General features: G+C 44.0%; 21 protein-coding genes and 1 tRNA gene. 13 read left to right on the plus strand and 9 right to left on the minus strand.

Annotated elements, in window-relative coordinates; genetic code table 11:
* Positions 1–2 precede the first annotated feature (2 nt).
* From cobZ to E7X56_RS01200, 5 genes are all read left to right on the plus strand, one after another.
* Positions 3–608, plus strand: coding sequence for an alpha-ribazole phosphatase CobZ (cobZ, locus tag E7X56_RS01180; RefSeq protein WP_135604040.1), 606 nt, complete (start codon positions 3–5; stop codon positions 606–608).
* Positions 605–1,420: an adenosylcobinamide-GDP ribazoletransferase gene (gene cobS, locus E7X56_RS01185; RefSeq protein ID WP_135604043.1), complete on the plus strand. Its 816-nt coding sequence runs from the start codon at positions 605–607 to the stop codon at positions 1,418–1,420. Before cobZ ends, cobS begins: the two co-directional genes overlap by 4 nt.
* Entirely contained in the window at positions 1,405–2,013 is a 609-nt protein-coding gene (locus E7X56_RS01190; protein WP_135604045.1) for an NTP transferase domain-containing protein, read from the plus strand. Before cobS ends, E7X56_RS01190 begins: the two co-directional genes overlap by 16 nt.
* A gap of 28 nt (positions 2,014–2,041) precedes the next feature.
* Positions 2,042–2,410, plus strand: coding sequence for a hypothetical protein (locus E7X56_RS01195; RefSeq protein WP_135604047.1), 369 nt, complete (start codon positions 2,042–2,044; stop codon positions 2,408–2,410).
* Positions 2,411–2,636: 226 nt separating this feature from the next.
* A complete protein-coding gene (locus tag E7X56_RS01200; protein WP_135604049.1) occupies positions 2,637–3,368 on the plus strand; it encodes an ATPase domain-containing protein in 732 nt (243 codons plus the stop codon).
* Positions 3,369–3,498: 130 nt separating this feature from the next.
* Here the strand turns inward: E7X56_RS01200 and E7X56_RS01205 are convergent, their stop codons facing one another.
* Entirely contained in the window at positions 3,499–4,182 is a 684-nt protein-coding gene (locus E7X56_RS01205) for a DUF5591 domain-containing protein (protein WP_135604051.1), read from the minus strand.
* A 112-nt stretch (positions 4,183–4,294) separates the two neighbouring features.
* Between E7X56_RS01205 and E7X56_RS01210 the strand changes: the two genes are divergently transcribed.
* Positions 4,295–4,669, plus strand: coding sequence for a helix-turn-helix domain-containing protein (locus tag E7X56_RS01210; RefSeq protein WP_135604053.1), 375 nt, complete (start codon positions 4,295–4,297; stop codon positions 4,667–4,669).
* A gap of 71 nt (positions 4,670–4,740) precedes the next feature.
* Here the strand turns inward: E7X56_RS01210 and E7X56_RS01215 are convergent, their stop codons facing one another.
* Genes E7X56_RS01215 through E7X56_RS01225 form a run of 3 tightly spaced genes read right to left on the minus strand, consistent with a single transcriptional unit; the run spans position 4,741 to position 6,880 of the window.
* Positions 4,741–5,916: an aminotransferase class I/II-fold pyridoxal phosphate-dependent enzyme gene (locus E7X56_RS01215; RefSeq protein WP_135604055.1), complete on the minus strand. Its 1,176-nt coding sequence runs from the start codon at positions 5,914–5,916 to the stop codon at positions 4,741–4,743.
* A 50-nt stretch (positions 5,917–5,966) separates the two neighbouring features.
* The gene (locus tag E7X56_RS01220) at positions 5,967–6,458 is read right to left on the minus strand and encodes an Lrp/AsnC family transcriptional regulator (RefSeq protein WP_135604057.1); all 492 of its coding nucleotides are present in this window, start codon (positions 6,456–6,458) and stop codon (positions 5,967–5,969) included.
* 44 nt (positions 6,459–6,502) lie between these two features.
* A complete protein-coding gene (locus E7X56_RS01225; RefSeq protein ID WP_135604059.1) occupies positions 6,503–6,880 on the minus strand; it encodes a 30S ribosomal protein S8e in 378 nt (125 codons plus the stop codon).
* A 181-nt stretch (positions 6,881–7,061) separates the two neighbouring features.
* Between E7X56_RS01225 and E7X56_RS01230 the strand changes: the two genes are divergently transcribed.
* Both E7X56_RS01230 and E7X56_RS01235 read left to right on the plus strand, forming a co-directional pair.
* Complete coding sequence (locus tag E7X56_RS01230) at positions 7,062–7,976, plus strand: ribonuclease Z (protein WP_135604061.1); 915 nt, start codon at positions 7,062–7,064, stop codon at positions 7,974–7,976.
* Between the two features lie 88 nt (positions 7,977–8,064).
* On the plus strand, positions 8,065–8,811 hold the full coding sequence (locus tag E7X56_RS01235; protein ID WP_135604064.1) for a hypothetical protein: 747 nt from the start codon (positions 8,065–8,067) through the stop codon (positions 8,809–8,811).
* Between the two features lie 65 nt (positions 8,812–8,876).
* Here the strand turns inward: E7X56_RS01235 and E7X56_RS01240 are convergent, their stop codons facing one another.
* Positions 8,877–9,146 carry a hypothetical protein gene (locus E7X56_RS01240; protein WP_135604066.1) on the minus strand — a complete coding sequence of 90 codons (270 nt, stop codon included), beginning with the start codon at positions 9,144–9,146 and terminating at the stop codon, positions 8,877–8,879.
* 40 nt (positions 9,147–9,186) lie between these two features.
* Positions 9,187–10,185: an AAA family ATPase gene (locus E7X56_RS01245; RefSeq protein ID WP_371413331.1), complete on the minus strand. Its 999-nt coding sequence runs from the start codon at positions 10,183–10,185 to the stop codon at positions 9,187–9,189.
* A 483-nt stretch (positions 10,186–10,668) separates the two neighbouring features.
* Here E7X56_RS01245 and E7X56_RS01250 point away from each other — a divergent pair, with 483 nt between their 5' ends.
* From E7X56_RS01250 to E7X56_RS01265, 4 genes are all read left to right on the plus strand, one after another.
* A complete protein-coding gene (locus E7X56_RS01250) occupies positions 10,669–11,040 on the plus strand; it encodes a response regulator (protein ID WP_135604316.1) in 372 nt (123 codons plus the stop codon).
* 22 nt (positions 11,041–11,062) lie between these two features.
* On the plus strand, positions 11,063–12,541 hold the full coding sequence (locus E7X56_RS01255; RefSeq protein ID WP_135604070.1) for a response regulator: 1,479 nt from the start codon (positions 11,063–11,065) through the stop codon (positions 12,539–12,541).
* 140 nt (positions 12,542–12,681) lie between these two features.
* Entirely contained in the window at positions 12,682–13,458 is a 777-nt protein-coding gene (locus E7X56_RS01260) for a sulfide-dependent adenosine diphosphate thiazole synthase (protein ID WP_091689507.1), read from the plus strand.
* A gap of 85 nt (positions 13,459–13,543) precedes the next feature.
* Positions 13,544–13,618, plus strand: a tRNA-His gene (locus tag E7X56_RS01265).
* A gap of 324 nt (positions 13,619–13,942) precedes the next feature.
* Here the strand turns inward: E7X56_RS01265 and E7X56_RS01270 are convergent.
* From E7X56_RS01270 to E7X56_RS01280, 3 genes are all read right to left on the minus strand, one after another.
* Positions 13,943–14,290: a DUF356 domain-containing protein gene (locus E7X56_RS01270; RefSeq protein WP_135604072.1), complete on the minus strand. Its 348-nt coding sequence runs from the start codon at positions 14,288–14,290 to the stop codon at positions 13,943–13,945.
* 120 nt (positions 14,291–14,410) lie between these two features.
* Positions 14,411–15,220 carry a pyrroline-5-carboxylate reductase gene (gene proC / locus E7X56_RS01275; protein ID WP_210409216.1) on the minus strand — a complete coding sequence of 270 codons (810 nt, stop codon included), beginning with the start codon at positions 15,218–15,220 and terminating at the stop codon, positions 14,411–14,413.
* A gap of 91 nt (positions 15,221–15,311) precedes the next feature.
* The gene (locus tag E7X56_RS01280) at positions 15,312–15,806 is read right to left on the minus strand and encodes a multiprotein bridging factor aMBF1 (RefSeq protein ID WP_135604074.1); all 495 of its coding nucleotides are present in this window, start codon (positions 15,804–15,806) and stop codon (positions 15,312–15,314) included.
* Between the two features lie 83 nt (positions 15,807–15,889).
* On the opposite strand from E7X56_RS01280, the gene E7X56_RS01285 reads away from it, so the two are divergent.
* On the plus strand, positions 15,890–17,173 hold the full coding sequence (locus E7X56_RS01285) for a proteasome-activating nucleotidase (protein WP_135604076.1): 1,284 nt from the start codon (positions 15,890–15,892) through the stop codon (positions 17,171–17,173).
* The last annotated feature ends 4 nt before the right edge of the window (positions 17,174–17,177 follow it).

The following is a 17,177-nucleotide window of genomic DNA, read 5'->3' on the forward strand; positions in this document are numbered from 1 at the left end:
TTATGAAACTTTCAGATATAGACTCTCAGGACCTGAAAAAGGATCAGCCAAAAGAACTGGATGGTGATATCAACTACGATATCATTGACATACTGGAGGAGGAAGGTATAACCGTGGAGATGCTTGTGGATACTGCTCTTGAGCTTTATGCTCCGCATCCCGGCCTGGAGACTCGGGAGATCGCAGAAGAGCGTTTCAGGAAGGAGCTTGATATCGCTGTATCTGATGCCAACCTTTGCCTCCTGATCTATTCCGGCATCCTTCTGGAAAGGGATGGTGAGAAAGGTAAGCTGCCAAATATCAGTAGAAGTTCTTATGAGAAAGACCTTACATTCATCATCGCCGATGAGGTCATCGGAATGAGCATTGCCAAGTATATCAGTGGTGATAAAGGCATGTTCGAGTTCGTGCGTTTCGATAAACAGAAACCCGGTATCCTCTCTAAGTTAGGTCCATTCATGGACGATGTCATCGGTGGTCTTATCGGTGGGGTTTCAGCTAACATGTATACCAGGGGTATGGCTGAGGCTGCTGAGGTTGGAAAAAAATCACGTAAAAATAAAGATAAAGATAACAATAAAGACATAAGTGGTGTGATAGCAGGATGAATGGTTTTTTGCTCGCTCTCAGGACAAGTTTTGGATTCCTTTCCACAATACCTGTAGGTATTACGATGGAAGGGCTGGATGAGCTGGTAAAGCGTAGCTATCTCCAGACATTCACAGGCGTAGTCCTTGGTCTTATGATCGGAGCCTTTGCTTTTATTACTGAGACCGTGATGCCGGACCAGATCAGTGCAGTTCTTATCATGGTCTTTATTTACTATCTTACAGGTCTGAACCATCTTGATGGCCTGGGAGATTTTGGTGATGGAGCTACTGCGCACGGTTCACTTGAAAAGAAGATCAAAGCGCTCAAGGATGTTGCTCTTGGTATCGGAGGAGTGGGTTATGCGGTTCTTGCATTGCTTGCTCTGTATGCATCCATTTCAGCCCTTCAGGCGGAACTAATATTCTTCTCGGACAATGCTGTTTTCATGCTTGCAGTCTCAATGCTTGTAGCTGAGATCGGTGCCAAGCAGGCAATGCTTACGGTTGCTGCATTTGGGAAACCCATCCATGAAGGTCTTGGTTCCATGATAATCAACAGCACGACCTTCCCGAGGTATGTCGTATCTTTCATACTCGGTGCTGCAGCAAGTATACTGGCTTTTGGATCTGTTGGCATGGTCGGGTATGTGGCAGCTATAATTACTGCATTTGTTATAATTAACGTCTCCAACCGCCATTTCAAAGGTGTAAACGGGGATTGTATCGGAACTGCCAACGAGATCGCACGTATCATTGTACTGATAGTAATAACTGTTATGGTGGTCGCTATCAATAACGGGAATGGAGGTCTGCTTTGGACGCTGTTATAATGGCAGGTGGGCAGGGGCTTCGACTTGGAATGGGTGAAAAACCATGTGTCGAACTTCTTGGTAAACCTCTCATAAGTTATGTGATCGATTCTCTGGAAAGATCTTCGCACATCGAACGCATATTTGTGGCAGTATCGCCTTCAACACCCGCGACTGAAGAGCTTGTAAGGAAGAAATATGGTGACCACATACAGGCTGTCAATACAGCAGGTGATAACTATGTTGGGGATATGGTCTATGCTGTGGAGAGTTCCGGTATAGACAGGCCTGTTATGATAATAATGTCTGACCTGCCTCTTGTGACCCCGGAACTTCTGGATTCCATCATTGATGCTTATGAGGCATGTGGGGAGGCGTCCATGTCGGTCTTCATCCCGCTCTCTCTTTGCAGTGAGGTAGGTATCAGGCCGGACACTGTCTTCAATTGGGCCGGGAAGCTAATTGTGCCTGCTGGTATCAATATTCTTGATGGGAAGCAGATCAATGAGGAGCAGGACTATCACAATTACATGCTGGAAGACCCTGAGGTCGCGTTGAACATAAATACGGCGGAAGACCTGAAACATTGTGAAGCTATTCTCAAAAAAAGATGATCCTTTCTAATATTCAAGGAGTTTAAATATGGTAGAATTTGCAACGCTGGGCGATAAAAAATATTCTCTGCAAACAATAAAGCTGGTTACAGGTGATATCGCTGCTGGTCCTGACATTCACAATATTCCTGTAGAGCAGCTTCTTCTCTGTGAGGCAATAGATGATCCTTACCTGCTTCCATTCCTTCTGGAGAAGTTCTATATGATGGAGATCAAGGATGCAGAACAGTTCAGGTTGTGCCTTATAAGGATACAGGTCGATTCGGATATGCGCCTTAATGAGGATATCCAGAAACATCAGCATCGTAGATATGTTTCCCGAACGATAGAGAAGTTGATGTACCGTGATATTTTCCTTGAGATCGAAAGGGATGAGGATGTTGGTATTGAGGCTTGAATTGTTTGATGGACCGACGGTAGAATCTATAGTTTAATTCTGAGAATCTGTGTGGAAATAAATCATTTTTTATATCATAACAAGGCATACTGGTATAGATAACACAGATACTAATGGGTGCTTGTCTATATGAGTAGTGGGAAAATGTATTCATTATGTCTGTCAGTATCTCAATATTCTATTTTAAAAATATCTACATAATCTAACTATATTATCAGGTGTAAAGATGGCTGATGAAGTAACTCAAGAAAGGGTTAACACGGGAATTCGTGGATTGGATGAAATGTTACGCGGAGGTTTCTTCAAAGGGACTGCCAATGTGGTCTCAGGAAAATCCGGTACAGGTAAGACTATCTTTGGGACCCAATTCCTGCTGGAAGGTATCGAAAAAGGTGAAACCGTAATGTGCATCATCACATCCGAGGAATCCAAGTCTCTCGTACGTGAAATGCAATCATCCTTCGGATGGGATCTCGATTCCATGGTCGCAGAAGGCAAGCTGGTATTTGTAGACATTACAGACCCAAGCCTTCGTCTCCAGAAAAGTGTGGAGATCGCTCCGACAGAGCTTATCAAGAGCTTCAAGAAACTGGTGGAAAGCAAGATCGAGGAAACAAAACCGGATCGTGTATTCATCGATTCCATTGAAGCAATGTTCCTTGCGATCGAGTCTAACTACAAGCTGCGCACATTGATCGATGATATCTTTGGTATCTTCAGGAAACGTGACGTTACAGCTCTTGTAACTGTGGGTGTTATGTTCGGACTGGACGAGATGGTGGAATATGGTGCAGATTCTGTTATCAAGCTAGGCCGCGAGATCATAGGAAGCAACCTGCAGCGTACTATCTATGTAATGAAGCTCAGGGGTTCAGGTACCATCAACGAGGTAAGGGTGCTCAATATTTCTGACAGTGGTATAGCTGTGCTTGCTCAGTCACCATATCTCGAGAAATGATATTAACGGATAACTGAAAAGGTGCCTTTCAGGGTACCTTCTTTTTTACTTTTATTCATACTTCATTTGTTTTTTATTTGCAGTCACACTTTATTTAATTTATGTGATCTACTTTATTTTCCAGAAGTATTTACAAAAGATACCAGTCCATATCATTGGTGGAATGGTCATCATGAACTCCCACGGTACGTTCCGGAATATCCAGTATATCTGTGATGGAGTCTGAAAAGTCCTGAAGATACTGGCGCTGGCTGAGGCTTCCGTACTTAAAACGCTTGTTCGGGTTAGCGACCTCTTCCATTGTCTTCCTGTCAGGGACAATGACAACTTCAATGTTGGTCATTTCAACTGCCTTCTCCATGGCTGTCCTGAAGTCCCCGATACAATAGGCAATTCGATGCTTGTAATTGTCACGTGTTCTTTCCAGGTATTTTGCAAGCCTCTCGCTTTCCATCTTGATAAAATCACGTTTTATCTTAGCGACATTGCACTTCCCCATCATGAACTTGTAATCAGTGAACGGGTATTCGGTATCGATCTCACGTGGCGTGATCCCGCAGGTGCCAAATACCACTACATGCGCATCCTCTTGTTCGAGTATACCGAAGATAATGCGGTCATACATCTTGTGTGAGGGGCTGGTATGATATGGTTTCCTCATGGCGCAGGGTACGAAGATGCAGAAATCCCTTATAGGGGGCTGGTATTCGGAAAGTACCCACTCATTGGCACGTATCATATCGGGGTGGTATATCAGGCGTTCTGTGTCCAGTGGTTCACTTGAACGTTCATTTTCAGGAATTATAGTTGTCAAGGTGTGAGGATTCTGATAAACTATATATATAATTAACGACGTGAATATTATGGTTTTGTATAAACTGTACAAGAGTGATTACTAAGTATCTGTAATCTATAAGTGGTGAATAATGACAACATCGATTCGGGAAATGTTAAGGGCTAACTGTGAATGTGACGATGTGGCAATGTGTATCTTAGGTTTAAAGGCACTTGATATGGGTGCATACAAATGCTTGCTTGCCAATGGACCCATGACCGCGGAAAGTCTGGGTGAGCATCTTAACAGGGAGCGAAGTACTGCATACCGCTCATTACAGAACCTGATATCATGCGGACTTGTCTATCGTGAGACCAAGACCATCGATATTGGTGGCTATTTTTATGAATATGTGGCTGTTGATCCTAAGAGGGTCAAGGAAATGCTCAAGGAAAATGTCGAACAGTGGTATGGGAAGGTCAGCGGTCTGATCGAGAATATCGATAAAGAGCTCCTTGGGGACTAACCGGTTCTATTATAACATTTGATAATATTCGGTATTATCTCTGTATTTTGAAAAAAAGAGGGATTCTTTTTTCATAATCCGTCAACAAATGTACCTATTCTGTCAAGAGCTTCCTTGATATCTTCCCTTGATGCTGCATAGGCACAGCGAAGGAACCCTGCTCCAGTCTCACCGAAGATATCTCCTGGGATTGTAACAACGTTCTGCTCGTTAAGTAGCCTTTCTGCAAATTCGTCAGATGTCAGCCCTGTGCTCTTGATGGAGGGGAATGCATAGAATGCGCCTCCTGGATTGAAGCAATCCAGACCAATATCGTTCAATCCACCGACTATGAGCTTCCTGCGTCGGTCGTATTCACGGACCATCTTCTCCACCTCTTCCTCGCCATTGCGAAGTGCTTCAATAGCACCGACCTGGGCAGTTATTGGAGCGCAGAGCATGGAATACTGGTGGATAAGCATCATCGAATTGATTATCTCAGGGGCTGCCATTGCATATGCCATCCTGAATCCTGTCATTGCATATGCCTTTGAGAACCCGTTCAGCATGATGGTTCGATCACGCATTCCTTCAAGGGCTGAAAAACATGTGTGCTTTCCCTCGTAGGTAAGTCTCTCATAGACATCATCAGATATCATCATGATATCATGTTCTACGATGACGTCTGCAATGGCTTCCAGCTCATCTCTGTCCATTGTGGCGCCGGTAGGATTATTGGGATAGTTTATGATCACCGCTTTTGTTTTGTTCGTAATGGCGGCCTCGATCTCCTCGGCTGTGATCCTGAAGTCATTCTCTCCCTTTGCACCAATGGTAACAGGAACTCCGCCTGCGAATATTATGGAAGGTACGTAGGCCACATATGATGGCTGTACCACGATGATCTCATCACCGGGGTTCACGATAGCTCGTATTGCAAGGTCAAGTGCCTCACTGACGCCTGTGGTTACCAGTATCTCGTTTGTTGGGTCGTAGTAGACATTGTGCCTTTTTGTATATGTCCTTGAGATCTCTTCGCGAAGCTCCATGAGGCCATAGTTAGAGGTATAGGATGTTTCCCCGTGTTCAATTGAGTGTATGCACGCCTCCCGGATATGCCATGGTGTCACATAATCAGGCTCTCCTACTCCAAGGGAGATAACATCCTCACTGTCGGATGCCATGTCGAAGAACTTTCGAATACCTGAAGGGGGTACTTTTTGCATACTGTTCGATACAAACCGTGAGGGGTTACATTGCGTTCTCAAGATAGATGCCTCCATTAAGGATTGGGAAAGCAGGTTAGAAGAAAAAAGTATTATGGGGAGACTGCCAGTCTCTTGACCTGGTCTGGTTCATCCAGGATCAGCCCATTTTCCTTGTAGGTCTTCAGAACAAAGTGGGTAGCAGTGTTCTGGACCTGGTCCAGTGTCGCTATTTTCTCCGCTACGAAGAAGGCGACCTGTTTCATGGAATTGCCGCGCACTGTAATAGAAATGTCATGCTCTCCGGAAAGCAGCCTTACGGAGCGTACTTCCGGGAACTTGTAAAGCCTCTCGGCAATTGCCTGATATCCCAGTTTGCGTTCCAGGTGGATCTTAAGCTCAATGATGGCATACACGTAGTTCTCGCCTGCCTGTTCCCAGTCGATGATGGTCTTGTATTTGCGAATGATCTTCGCTTTCTCAAGATATTCGATCTTCCGGCTCACTTCCTCAACGGTCATGCCGGTGAGTGCTGCGATCTCTTCTGGTACGATCCTTGCGTCTTCTTCAAGGATCTCCAGTATGTTACGTGTTTGCTCATCCATACCTGAAACATCCCGGGGTTAAAAAAAGATGATCAAGTAGATATTTACTCGATCAATACTGCGTTGACCACGCCATCCTGTCCAGGGCGGCTTGTGACAATAGCATTACCCATTGCGGTCTTGATCACAGAGCCCTTTGTGATGATGTTACGTCTGATGTAGTGCTCGTTTGCAGTGTTATCAACAACTGTTTCGATAGCGGAAACAACTGTCTTTCCATCTGAAGGGGTCGTGACGTTTGCAATGTTACCCTGCAGGAGCCTTACTTTCCTGTTTCCGCCACGTGTTGGGATGTTCTTCCTTTTTGTATCAGCAACATGTGTTTCTGCAGGCTCACGCCCGAGCTCATGTTTCCTTTTACCACGTGATGATTTGATCTTTGCTCCTGTGTATTTCCTTTTTGATCTTCCCTGAAATTGCATAAATTTGTCCTCTTATTTATTATTAGTAGAATGAATCTCTATCATATATAATCGGTTAATGGACTTCCTTTACTAATAGGATTCTATATGAACTTTTCGAGCCGCTCAGCTTTCCCGTAAGTATCCATTAAGGAATGCATGTGATAACAGATAAATAATTTTATCGCATAATACTTCCTACATGCTTCTTGTAACATTTTTAGGGACGGGTGGTTCTTTACCCACCAAAAACCGCAATCCTTCCGCGATCATGGTCAACAGGGATGGTGAACTCATCATGTTCGACTGCGGGGAAGGTGCTCAGCAGCAGATGATGCGTGCAAAGACCGGAATGATGAACCTCTCATCTATATTTATCACGCATTTCCATGCAGATCATATTCTCGGTATACCCGGTCTTGTACAGACCATGTCCTTCCAGGGCAGGACCGAACCACTCACCATATATGGTCCGGAATGGGTGGAAGAGTTCGTAAAGTTGCTCTCGGCCCTTGGCTACTACAAGCTGAAGTTCGAGATAAATGCTGTCAAAATGGAGCGCGGTGATGTTGTAAAGCGGGATGGGTATTCGGTTGTTGCTTTACAGACAGAACATAATGTACGCAGTATCGGGTATGCCCTGGTAGAAGATCCGCGGCCGGGAAAGTTCGATCGGAACAAAGCTATGGAACTTGGTGTTCCGATCGGTCCGCTCTTTTCAAAACTTCATAAAGGGGAGGATGTGGAAGTGGATGGCAGGGTCATAAGTTCTGGAGATGTGGTGGGAAAATCCCGGCCAGGAAGGACTCTCATCTACAGTGGTGACACGAGGCCATGCAGGGATATTCTGGAAGCGAGTGAGAATGCTGATCTCCTGATACATGACGGAACGCTTGCTGACGAAAAGCTAGAATGGGCAAAGGAAGCAAAACATTCAACAGCAGGCGAGGCTGCAGCACTGGCAAAGAAAGCGGGTGTCAAAAGACTGGTGCTGACGCACATCAGTTCAAGGTATTCAGATGATGTTTCTCCTTTGCTGAAAGATGCAAAAGCAATATTTAAGGATGTTATAATTGCAGAAGACCTGATGTCCATCGAAGTCCCTTATCAGGGATGAATAAGCTTCGATAATTGTCATTTTCTGCATTACACAACTTTTTTAAGTTCAGGCACCCAAACTATTACTTGTAATGGTTGGTGGTGCCATGTTAGATGAACGACATACTTACAAGTCTCATGATTCTGATGGAAAAGAAATCATTGATCCCTATCACATAAGCGAGTTCAATGATGTGATTACAAAGATAGCTTCCCTGAAGGACAAGGATCTCCGTATATCACGGGGCATCGACAAAATTACGACTAAGGTCTGTAATACTGCAATACGGCTTGCAAAAGATGATCATGAAATGCCCTTAGATCGTATTGATCAGGCCATAGCACTGAATTTTGCAAGTTCAGAGCAGGTAGAGCATGATATTAACAGGATCATCTCTGAAAAGATGAACCTTGGTCAGATATTCCGATACCCTGAAACCTTCCGTTATGACCAGACCCGTAAGAAGGACCTTGTTCCTCGTAAAGTTCCTGAGGAAAAGAAACTGGGCATCAATATAAATTATGCAATTGAGGCATTATATGCACAGGAGAATTCCGCAGACCAGTGGAATATTATTGTCAATCATGAATGGTTCGAGCTTAGTACTGAACCGATCTTCGATCTGATGCCCGAGATGTTGCCTTCAAATTCGGAATATGATACAACAGCGGGGGTGGTTAATATACTCCGCTTCTTCGATATGGATTCAATACGCAGGGAGTGGTCAGGTCCTGTCGATCTGTTCTATCAGGGGTGTGTGGATTCATTAATGGAGCACACTGTTGCTGAAATTGAGGTTTCTGATGAAAAAGGTCTTAGTCACACTTACAAGATTAAGTGGATCGATGAATGAGTGACGACTGAATAAATTAAACAATACATTAAATAACAAATAAAAAAGTGAACGCTGGGGTATGATCAGATCATAGTCCAGTCCAGTTCGTTATCGTTTTCATCATAGAGGTGGACTTCCATGGACATTTCCTCTAATCCATAAGGCAGTTTCTTTACGCCTATGAAGAGTGAATCTCCGATGTCGATGTTGAAACCATCTGCCTTGACCTTCGCAAAGTATACTCTGCCTCCGGATTCCACGTCCTCGACGGTAACTCCTTTCCACTGCTTCAGGTTGTCAATAATGTTCACTACTTTGCATTCGAACCTGTCATTTTCTTTGATGGTGGTCATAATATCACATTTAACTTACTTAGGATTAAGCTTCCATTTTTCATATATAAAGTCTATTCAAAGCACCGGTGTCTTCTTTTTTCACCAGTTTGGAAATAGCATTCTCAAAAAGTTCCTGTCCGACCTCTTCCCGGTCATCTATGATCGCCTGGTGCAATGCATTCTTGAGAACTTTTTCCACGATGTCCCTTCCTGAAAGCCCTGCTGTAAGCTTTGCGATCCTTTGCAGGTCAATATCTCTGGCAGGAAGCGGGAATGTGCTGATGTTCTGTTCGATTATCCTATGGCGGTCCTGCTCATCAGGTAACATGAACTCTATCTCTTCCTCAAATCTGCTCCTTACGGCAGAATCAAGGCTATCGATACGGTTCGTTGCTCCGATGGTGCAGACTCCCTTACGCTCTACAATTCCATCCATCTCGGTAAGGAGTGCGTTCACGATCTCTGCAACATCTCCTCTTAGTTCCTGGAATTTCCTGTCCAGTGCAATGGCATCCAGTTCGTCAATGAAGATTATGCATGGCTGCATCTCTTCAGCCCTATCGTAGAGCTGGTGTATCTGGCGTGCACCTTCTCCTACAAATTCCCCAATAAGTTGTGTGGCTTTTATAGGCAACAGCGGTACCTCTGTTTTGTTGGCAAGGGCTTTTGCAAGCATTGTCTTGCCGGTCCCGGATGGGCCAAAGAACAGTACATTTCGGGGTGCCCATTTACCAAACCTGTCCGGTTCTTCGAGAAAACGCTCGATAAGCTTACATTTCCTGCGGGCAGTTGTCTGGCCGATAACATCTTCAAATGTGATCCTGGTCGCAAACTCAGGTGTAATGGGGATCTTCTCATCCTCATTGACAACGATGGTGGTTTCCATTCCAATGACCGATTCGGGTGGTTCCACATCGAGGATCTTGTAAGCAAAGTCGGGATACATCCTGTGGTCAAAAAGATATTCTCCCTTGCGTGCCAGAAACCCCTTCCACTGCTTTCTTGCATAATGTTCGAAGATATCGGGATTCTCTATCTCGGGATATTCATCAAGCATACTGCTAAGCGGATACCCCTGAGGCTTTAATATGACTATGTCTGCAGTGGAGTCGGATGGCTCGATGTTCTCTTCCCGATTTCTTTTTAGTGTTGTCTTCTGGGCAGATCTGACTATTTTATCAACTCTTTTTTGTCTTACAATGGGGTATTAGTAAACGATCTGATTTAATCTATTTCCTGAAAGCTCCTCCTCTATATATTACATGGACCTCTCATAATAGATATAATACTTATCTTAGAATGGGGCAACTAATTACATTTCTGTATATGACCTTAACGGGATAATTATTATATATTGACTTGTGAATATGTTATATGAAAAAATGATCGTTCTATAAATATGTTTTATCCTGTATCAGAATGTGTGCATGATATCAGGTGTGTTAGTGTGCTTTCCTTAATATGATGGTACCCAGGTCCGCCTGATAAACTTAAAAAAGATCTATCAATTTTTAATAACGATCGTTCAAAAGTGATAATGATGGAGCAAATTTTGGTTGTGGAAGATAATCCCATGAACATGGAACTGACCGTGATCCTGCTGGAATCCTGGGGCTACAAGGTTGGGCAGGCAGAAGATGGTGCACAAGCTCTTAATAAAGTTAAAGAGGGCAATTATGACCTCATTTTGCTGGATATGCAGCTTCCTTGCATGGATGGGCTCGAGGTACTTGAGCATCTTAAGAATGATCTGGAAACTGCAGATATACCTGTGGTAGCCCTTACAGCCCATTCAATGACCGGTGATGGGAGTAAGTTCCTGGAAGCCGGATGTACGGGGTATATTTCCAAACCCATCAATGTTCCGGAATTCAGGGATCAAATAGCCGATTACCTAAAGGGGTCTGCTTAACTGCCTTATTTTTGGTGTAAAAATGAATGACAATTCTGTTCCAAAAATATTGGTTGTCGATGACGAACCGTTAAATGTGGAGCTAATGGAGGTCTATCTTTCCGGAGATTATGAGGTTATCCCTGCTTATGGTGGAGCAGAGGGACTTGAAAAGGTGAGAACTGAAGACATCGATCTGGTCCTTCTCGACGTCATGATGCCTGAGGTAAGTGGTTTTGATGTTTGTAGAACCCTGAAGGAGGATCCTCTTTATCAGTTCATACCTGTTGTTATGGTAACTGCCCTTTCAGGTAAAGATGATAAGATAAAAAGTATAGAGGCAGGTGCGGACGATTTTCTTTCAAAACCAGTTGACAGGCTTGAGCTTGAGACAAGGGTTAAGTCCCTCATAAAGATCAGGCAATTGCATACTAGCCTCCTGGCCCAGCGTGATCAGGCACAGAACTATCTTGACGTTGCAGGTGTCATTCTTCTGGTACTGGATAAGGACCAGAATGTAACTCTTATCAACAGGAAAGGTTGCGAGATCCTTGGGAGAAGTGAAGGGGAGGTCCTCGGGAAGAATTGGTTCGATTCATTCCTGCAGCCAGAGAAAGCCGAATACCCAAAAAAGATATTTTCCCGCTTGCTCGAGGGTGGAATTGGTGAATTTGAATACGCTGAGAACTCCATAATTTCTGCCGACGGTGAGGAACGGCTAATAAGCTGGCATAATTCCCTTCTTATGGATGGGAATGGTAATGTTTCAGGTATCTTAAGTTCCGGTGAAGATATCACAGAACGTACAAAAACAGAAGTCGCATTGAAAGATTATGCAAATCAGCTGGAGCATTCCAACGAATTGAAGGACCTTTTTATCGATATTATCAGGCATGATCTCATGAATCCCGCTGGTGCTGTAAAAGGCTTCACCGACCTGCTCCTTAAGAGGGGTAAGCTTGAAGATGGGGACCTGCGTATGCTTCAGGCGATCAAACGTACGAACACTAAACTGATCACTATGATCAAAAGTGCGGCTACTTTTGCAAAGATCGAGTCCGTTTCTGAGGTAAAGCTCAAGAGGATTGATCTCGGAGTGATCCTTAACAACGTTGCGCAAACCCTCGGGCCACAACTGAAAGGAAATAGGATAAAACTGAATATGTCAATTGAAGGTCCTTATCCTGCACTTGTTGATCCGATGATCGAGCAGGTCTTTGTGAACCTTCTTTCAAATGCAATAAAATACAGTCCTCAGAATACCTGTGTTTCTGTGGAAATGGAGGATCTTGGCAGGGAATGGAAGGTCAAGGTCATAGACCAGGGTTTTGGTATCCTTGATGAAGATAAAGAACTGGTCTTTGAACGTTTTAAGAGGATAGATAAAGGTAATATCAAAGGCACAGGTTTGGGTCTTGCTATTGTCAGGAGAATCGTTGATTTGCATGAGGGTAAAGTCGGTGTTGCTGACAATCCGAATGGAAACGGCAGCATGTTCTGGGTCACTTTGAAAAAGCCATAATTCTTCTCATCTACTCTTTTTAAATCTTTATTTTCATTCGGTTTTGTTTTTTTTTTGTATAGCGTTGCTGCTGGTTCCAACAACTTTAATATAGATGTATCCAATGAACATTTGGATTTTAATTATCATGAGGCAGTAATATGAAACTTGATGAGGTCACAATTTCAAGAGCGATTATAGACGAGTTCTCTAAAGTATTCCTTGATTATACAGAAGTTGATGTTGCACTTGTGGGTGGAGGTCCTGCAAATCTTGTAGCTGCAAAATATCTTGCAGAAGCCGGGTTAAAAACGGTGATCTATGAGAAGAAATTGTCCATTGGTGGCGGCATGTGGGCTGGCGGTATGATGTTCCCGCGCATTGTTGTCCAGGAAGAAGCACGCCATATACTGGATGATTTCGATATTACCTATCATGAATACGAGAAAGGTTATTACATAGCCAATTCCGTTGAGTCTGTTGGCAAGCTCATAAGTGGTGCAACAACTGCAGGTACTGAGATATTCAACCTTGTGAATGTTGAGGATGTCATGATAAGGGAAAATGATGAGGTATGTGGCCTTGTTATCAACTGGACCGCTGTGGAGATCGGAAGACTTCATGTTGATCCTCTGGCAATACGTGCCAAGGTCGTGGTCGATGGTACCGGTCATGAGGCAGCTGTCTGTAACACTGTGCAGCGCAAGGTTCCAGGCGCAAAACTGGGAGATCTTGGTGTTGTCGGTGAGAAGCCAATGTGGGCGGATGTGGGTGAACGTATGCTTCTGGAAACAACAAAGGAAGTATATCCAAACCTGTATGTTGACGGAATGGCAGCCAATGCTGTAGCTGGTGCACCACGAATGGGTCCGGTATTCGGTGGAATGCTTCTTTCCGGTAAACAGGTGGCTGAGCTTATTATTGAAAGGCTCAAATGAAGCTTCTATCTTCATTTTGAGGAAAAAGCTTATCTAACAAAAGTACTAGTATAAGGTGCTTCGCTGTGAAGCACCCTATTACCGTGCCGGGGTAGGGTAGCGGTTATCCTGTAGCCCTGTGGAGGCTACGATCCGAGTTCGACTCTCGGTCCCGGCCCCATTCCTTTTACTATTCTAAAATTGTTATTTTTGAATCTTCTTAGGAATTATCTTTAAATTCGTCTTAATAATTCTCTTATAATTTATCTTAAGATTTATCCTATAATTATTTCATAATTTATCTTGGAACTCTTCTATATAACACACAATGTTGATACACTCTTTATGTTAACATTTCAACTCTTGACTTTTTATTGTCAATTTCTCAGTACAGTGCTTTAGCTACTTCTGTATTTTACAGTTTTAAAAGCGTACTGGAAATTACAAGGCCAGTTATGTGAAAATGAATTTAAAAAAAGAAACAATGCGGCTGTGATGGCCGCTATTACATTTCGAATGCCCTGTCAAATTCAGGATATAGTTCTGAGTTATCTGCAAGTTCCTCGAAGGCCTCATGTCTTGGACTGACGATCACAACATGTGCAGGAGGATGTATCTTCCTTAACTTACTGATCGCAGCACCTGCATTGGTATCAAGTTCCACCAAAGCAGCAGAATTGCATTTTGCTTTTAATGCTACTCCGGAAACGCTTACCAGAAGCTGATCTGCATATTCTGGTTCGATCCTTTTTGGATTTGAGCCAAATTTCATACTCCCATAGTGTTCAAGATCGTGCAAAGCTATTTTGATTTTGTTCGGGTCCTCTGCCCGAATCACCGCAAAAGATTTCATTTTTTGTCCCCACATAAACTTTATTGAAGTTTAATAAAATGAATAGAGTCATAAAGATATATCAATCTTTGGATATTGTTCTCTATTTTATTATTTTATGACTTCAAAGAAAAGTAATCTTTACTTGCCCAGTTCCTTTGACCTTGTGGAGGATTCAATTACTGCATTCATGAAAGCAGCCCTGATCCCACTCTCTTCGAGGGTGTGTATTCCTCGGATCGTGGTTCCTGCAGGGGATGTTACCATGTCCTTAAGTTCTCCTGGGTGCATTCCGGTCTCAAGGACCATCTTTGCAGCACCAAGCACCGTCTGTGCGGCAAGTGTTATGGCGCTTGCACGGTCAAGTCCTTCATAGACTGCACCGTCCGCCATTGCTTCGATAACAGGGAATATGTATGCAGGACCACTGCCTGAAAGTCCTGTGACCGCGTCCATGAGCTTTTCCGGGACTTCGATAGCACTTCCGAGGGACCTGAATACCTCGAGCGCGACCTCTGCATCCTCTTTGGTTGCATTGCTTCCGGTACATATGGCAGATGCAGCTTCAGCGACTGTTGCAGCGATATTTGGCATTACTCGTATGACCCTTGTATCGCTGTTTAACTCATCTTCAATAGCAGCAAGGGGGACGCCGGCAGCAATTGATATTACGAGCTTGTCGGATGTGATATCATCTTTTATCTGTGCAAGTATGCCTTTAAGTATCTGTGGTTTTATTGCAAGAACAATAATATCGGAGTTCACGATGGTATGGGCGTTATCTGTGGATACGCTGATGCCCAGTTCGTTGTTAAGTTTCTTTAAGGCAGGTTCGTAGACATCACTTGCATAGATGCTGATGTCACTGTGTGCTCCAAGAATGCCTCTTATAAGGGATTCTCCCATTTTTCCTGTGCCTATGAATCCGATCTTCTTGTCTGTAATGTGCATATTTTTCCTTTTCCTGATTAGAAATATTTGATGCTTAGTCCGTTTGAATAAAATAGAAAGGTCATTTAATGAATGACCCTGGTTTGCTTTCTTATTTTCTCTTGATGGTCACAATATCGCCAAGTGTCGTACCTTTGTTCAGGCGATCAGCATTCCATTCTCCTTCGCCAAGGCGTTCTGTAAGATGGATATTTAGTGTTCTCTCGATCTTCTTTCTTACAGAATCTTCGGGGATGATCTCTGCTCGTTCGATCTTCTTTATAAGTGATGCCTTTTCCTTTACCTTTGTGGCAAGCACTTCCTGGCTCCATCCTCGCTTTTCACGGGCATCGCGTATGATCTTGTCGTATTCATCAACAAGTTCATCGTTAAGTTCTGCAAAAGGATCGCGTCTTTGTCCGGTCTTTTTTGGGCCACTCATTCTTGTTTGAGGAGATACTGGTGATATCTTCCTGGAAACGGGTGAGCGGGCTTTTACTGCAGTTCCATATTGTGAGCATTTGCTGCACACTTTAAGCTGGCTTCCATCAATTGTGACGTCTACTGCCTGTCCTTTGATCTCTGTGCCACATATTTCGCATTGCATCTGGTATCATCTCTTAAAGGCTCTTTGCATTGCTCTTTACGAAAGGGCTATATATCGTCTCTACTTAAATATTATTCGGGACTATGAGCGAAACAATGGATGATGAACCAAGAAACGATAACTACGGCTTCCATAGTATTGGTAATAATGCCGGAGATTTAGTTTCCGGAAGTGACGAGGACTTTTCTAAATATCTGCTGGATCGAATGAAGCAGCTGGAGTCTCGCAACACGCTCCTTAAAGAGCAATGTGGGCAGCTGGAGTCTGAAAAGCGCTTTATTGACTCCCAGAAGCTCAAGTATGAGCGTGAGTCTCACAGGCTCCAAACGGAGCTGGATCAGTTGAAATCTGTGCCTCTGGTAGTTGCAAATGTGGTTGATGTTTTTGATGATGACAAGGTTCTGATAAGAAGCAGCACCGGTCCGCAATTCCTTGTAAAGGCGTCTCTTGAGCTGGATAGGGATATGCTGGTTCCCGGTACCAGGGTAGCTTTGAACCAGCAGACATTAGCCGTCGTTGAGATAATTTCCGAATCAGATGAGCCGGTTGTATCTGCTATGGAAGTGATCGACTCTCAGGAGGTAGATTATTCCCAGATAGGTGGGCTCGATGACCAGATAAGGGAGATCAGTGAATCAGTGGAGCTTCCTCTCACAAGGCCGGAATCCTTTATGCGCATAGGCATCTCCCCGCCTAAAGGGGTAATGCTTTATGGTCCTCCCGGAACCGGGAAGACGCTGCTTGCCAAAGCTGTGGCACACAGGACGCATGCTACCTTCATAAGGGTGATCGGTTCTGAACTTGTACAGAAATACATAGGCGATGGTGCAAAACTTGTGCGCGATATCTTTGAGATGGCAAGAAAGAAGGCACCTGCGATCATATTTATCGATGAACTGGATGCCATTGCTGCTACACGCTTGAATGACACCAATGGTGCGGACCGTGAGGTACAGCGAACTCTTATGCAGTTGCTTGCCGAGATGGACGGTTTTGATAACAGGGGCGATGTTCGCATAATAGCCGCAACCAACCGTCCGGATGTGCTTGATCCGGCAATAATCCGCCCGGGAAGGTTCGACCGTGTGATCGAGATACCGCTTCCCGATCAGATCGGTCGTGAGGCTATATTCCGCATTCATACTGACCGGCTTTCAATTGATGACGATGTTGATCATGCGAAGCTGGCCAAACTCACTGAGGGTGCAAGTGGTGCGGATATGGGTGCTATTGTTATGGAAGCCGGTATGTTCGCGGTTCGCCAGAACAATGACAGTATCAGTATGTCTAACCTGCTTGAAGCCGTGGACAAGGTCATGTCATCACCGGATGTCATAAATGACCAGTCTCTTCAGATGTTTTCATAATACT

The organism is Methanococcoides sp. NM1, assembly GCF_900774285.1.
Classification (GTDB): Archaea; Halobacteriota; Methanosarcinia; order Methanosarcinales; family Methanosarcinaceae; genus Methanococcoides; species Methanococcoides vulcani.

Coding starts and splice junctions, on each gene's coding strand:
- cobZ (WP_135604040.1), top strand. CDS start 3: ATGAAACTTTCAGATATAGACTCTCAGGACCTGAAAAAGGATCAGCCA.
- cobS (WP_135604043.1), top strand. CDS start 605: ATGAATGGTTTTTTGCTCGCTCTCAGGACAAGTTTTGGATTCCTTTCC.
- E7X56_RS01195 (WP_135604047.1), top strand. CDS start 2,042: ATGGTAGAATTTGCAACGCTGGGCGATAAAAAATATTCTCTGCAAACA.
- E7X56_RS01200 (WP_135604049.1), top strand. CDS start 2,637: ATGGCTGATGAAGTAACTCAAGAAAGGGTTAACACGGGAATTCGTGGA.
- E7X56_RS01210 (WP_135604053.1), top strand. CDS start 4,295: ATGACAACATCGATTCGGGAAATGTTAAGGGCTAACTGTGAATGTGAC.
- E7X56_RS01220 (WP_135604057.1), bottom strand. CDS start 6,458: ATGGATGAGCAAACACGTAACATACTGGAGATCCTTGAAGAAGACGCA.
- E7X56_RS01225 (WP_135604059.1), bottom strand. CDS start 6,880: ATGCAATTTCAGGGAAGATCAAAAAGGAAATACACAGGAGCAAAGATC.
- E7X56_RS01230 (WP_135604061.1), top strand. CDS start 7,062: ATGCTTCTTGTAACATTTTTAGGGACGGGTGGTTCTTTACCCACCAAA.
- E7X56_RS01235 (WP_135604064.1), top strand. CDS start 8,065: ATGTTAGATGAACGACATACTTACAAGTCTCATGATTCTGATGGAAAA.
- E7X56_RS01240 (WP_135604066.1), bottom strand. CDS start 9,146: ATGACCACCATCAAAGAAAATGACAGGTTCGAATGCAAAGTAGTGAAC.
- E7X56_RS01245 (WP_371413331.1), bottom strand. CDS start 10,185: ATGCTTGATGAATATCCCGAGATAGAGAATCCCGATATCTTCGAACAT.
- E7X56_RS01250 (WP_135604316.1), top strand. CDS start 10,669: ATGGAGCAAATTTTGGTTGTGGAAGATAATCCCATGAACATGGAACTG.
- E7X56_RS01255 (WP_135604070.1), top strand. CDS start 11,063: ATGAATGACAATTCTGTTCCAAAAATATTGGTTGTCGATGACGAACCG.
- E7X56_RS01260 (WP_091689507.1), top strand. CDS start 12,682: ATGAAACTTGATGAGGTCACAATTTCAAGAGCGATTATAGACGAGTTC.
- E7X56_RS01270 (WP_135604072.1), bottom strand. CDS start 14,290: ATGAAATCTTTTGCGGTGATTCGGGCAGAGGACCCGAACAAAATCAAA.
- proC (WP_210409216.1), bottom strand. CDS start 15,220: ATGCACATTACAGACAAGAAGATCGGATTCATAGGCACAGGAAAAATG.
- E7X56_RS01280 (WP_135604074.1), bottom strand. CDS start 15,806: ATGCAATGCGAAATATGTGGCACAGAGATCAAAGGACAGGCAGTAGAC.
- E7X56_RS01285 (WP_135604076.1), top strand. CDS start 15,890: ATGAGCGAAACAATGGATGATGAACCAAGAAACGATAACTACGGCTTC.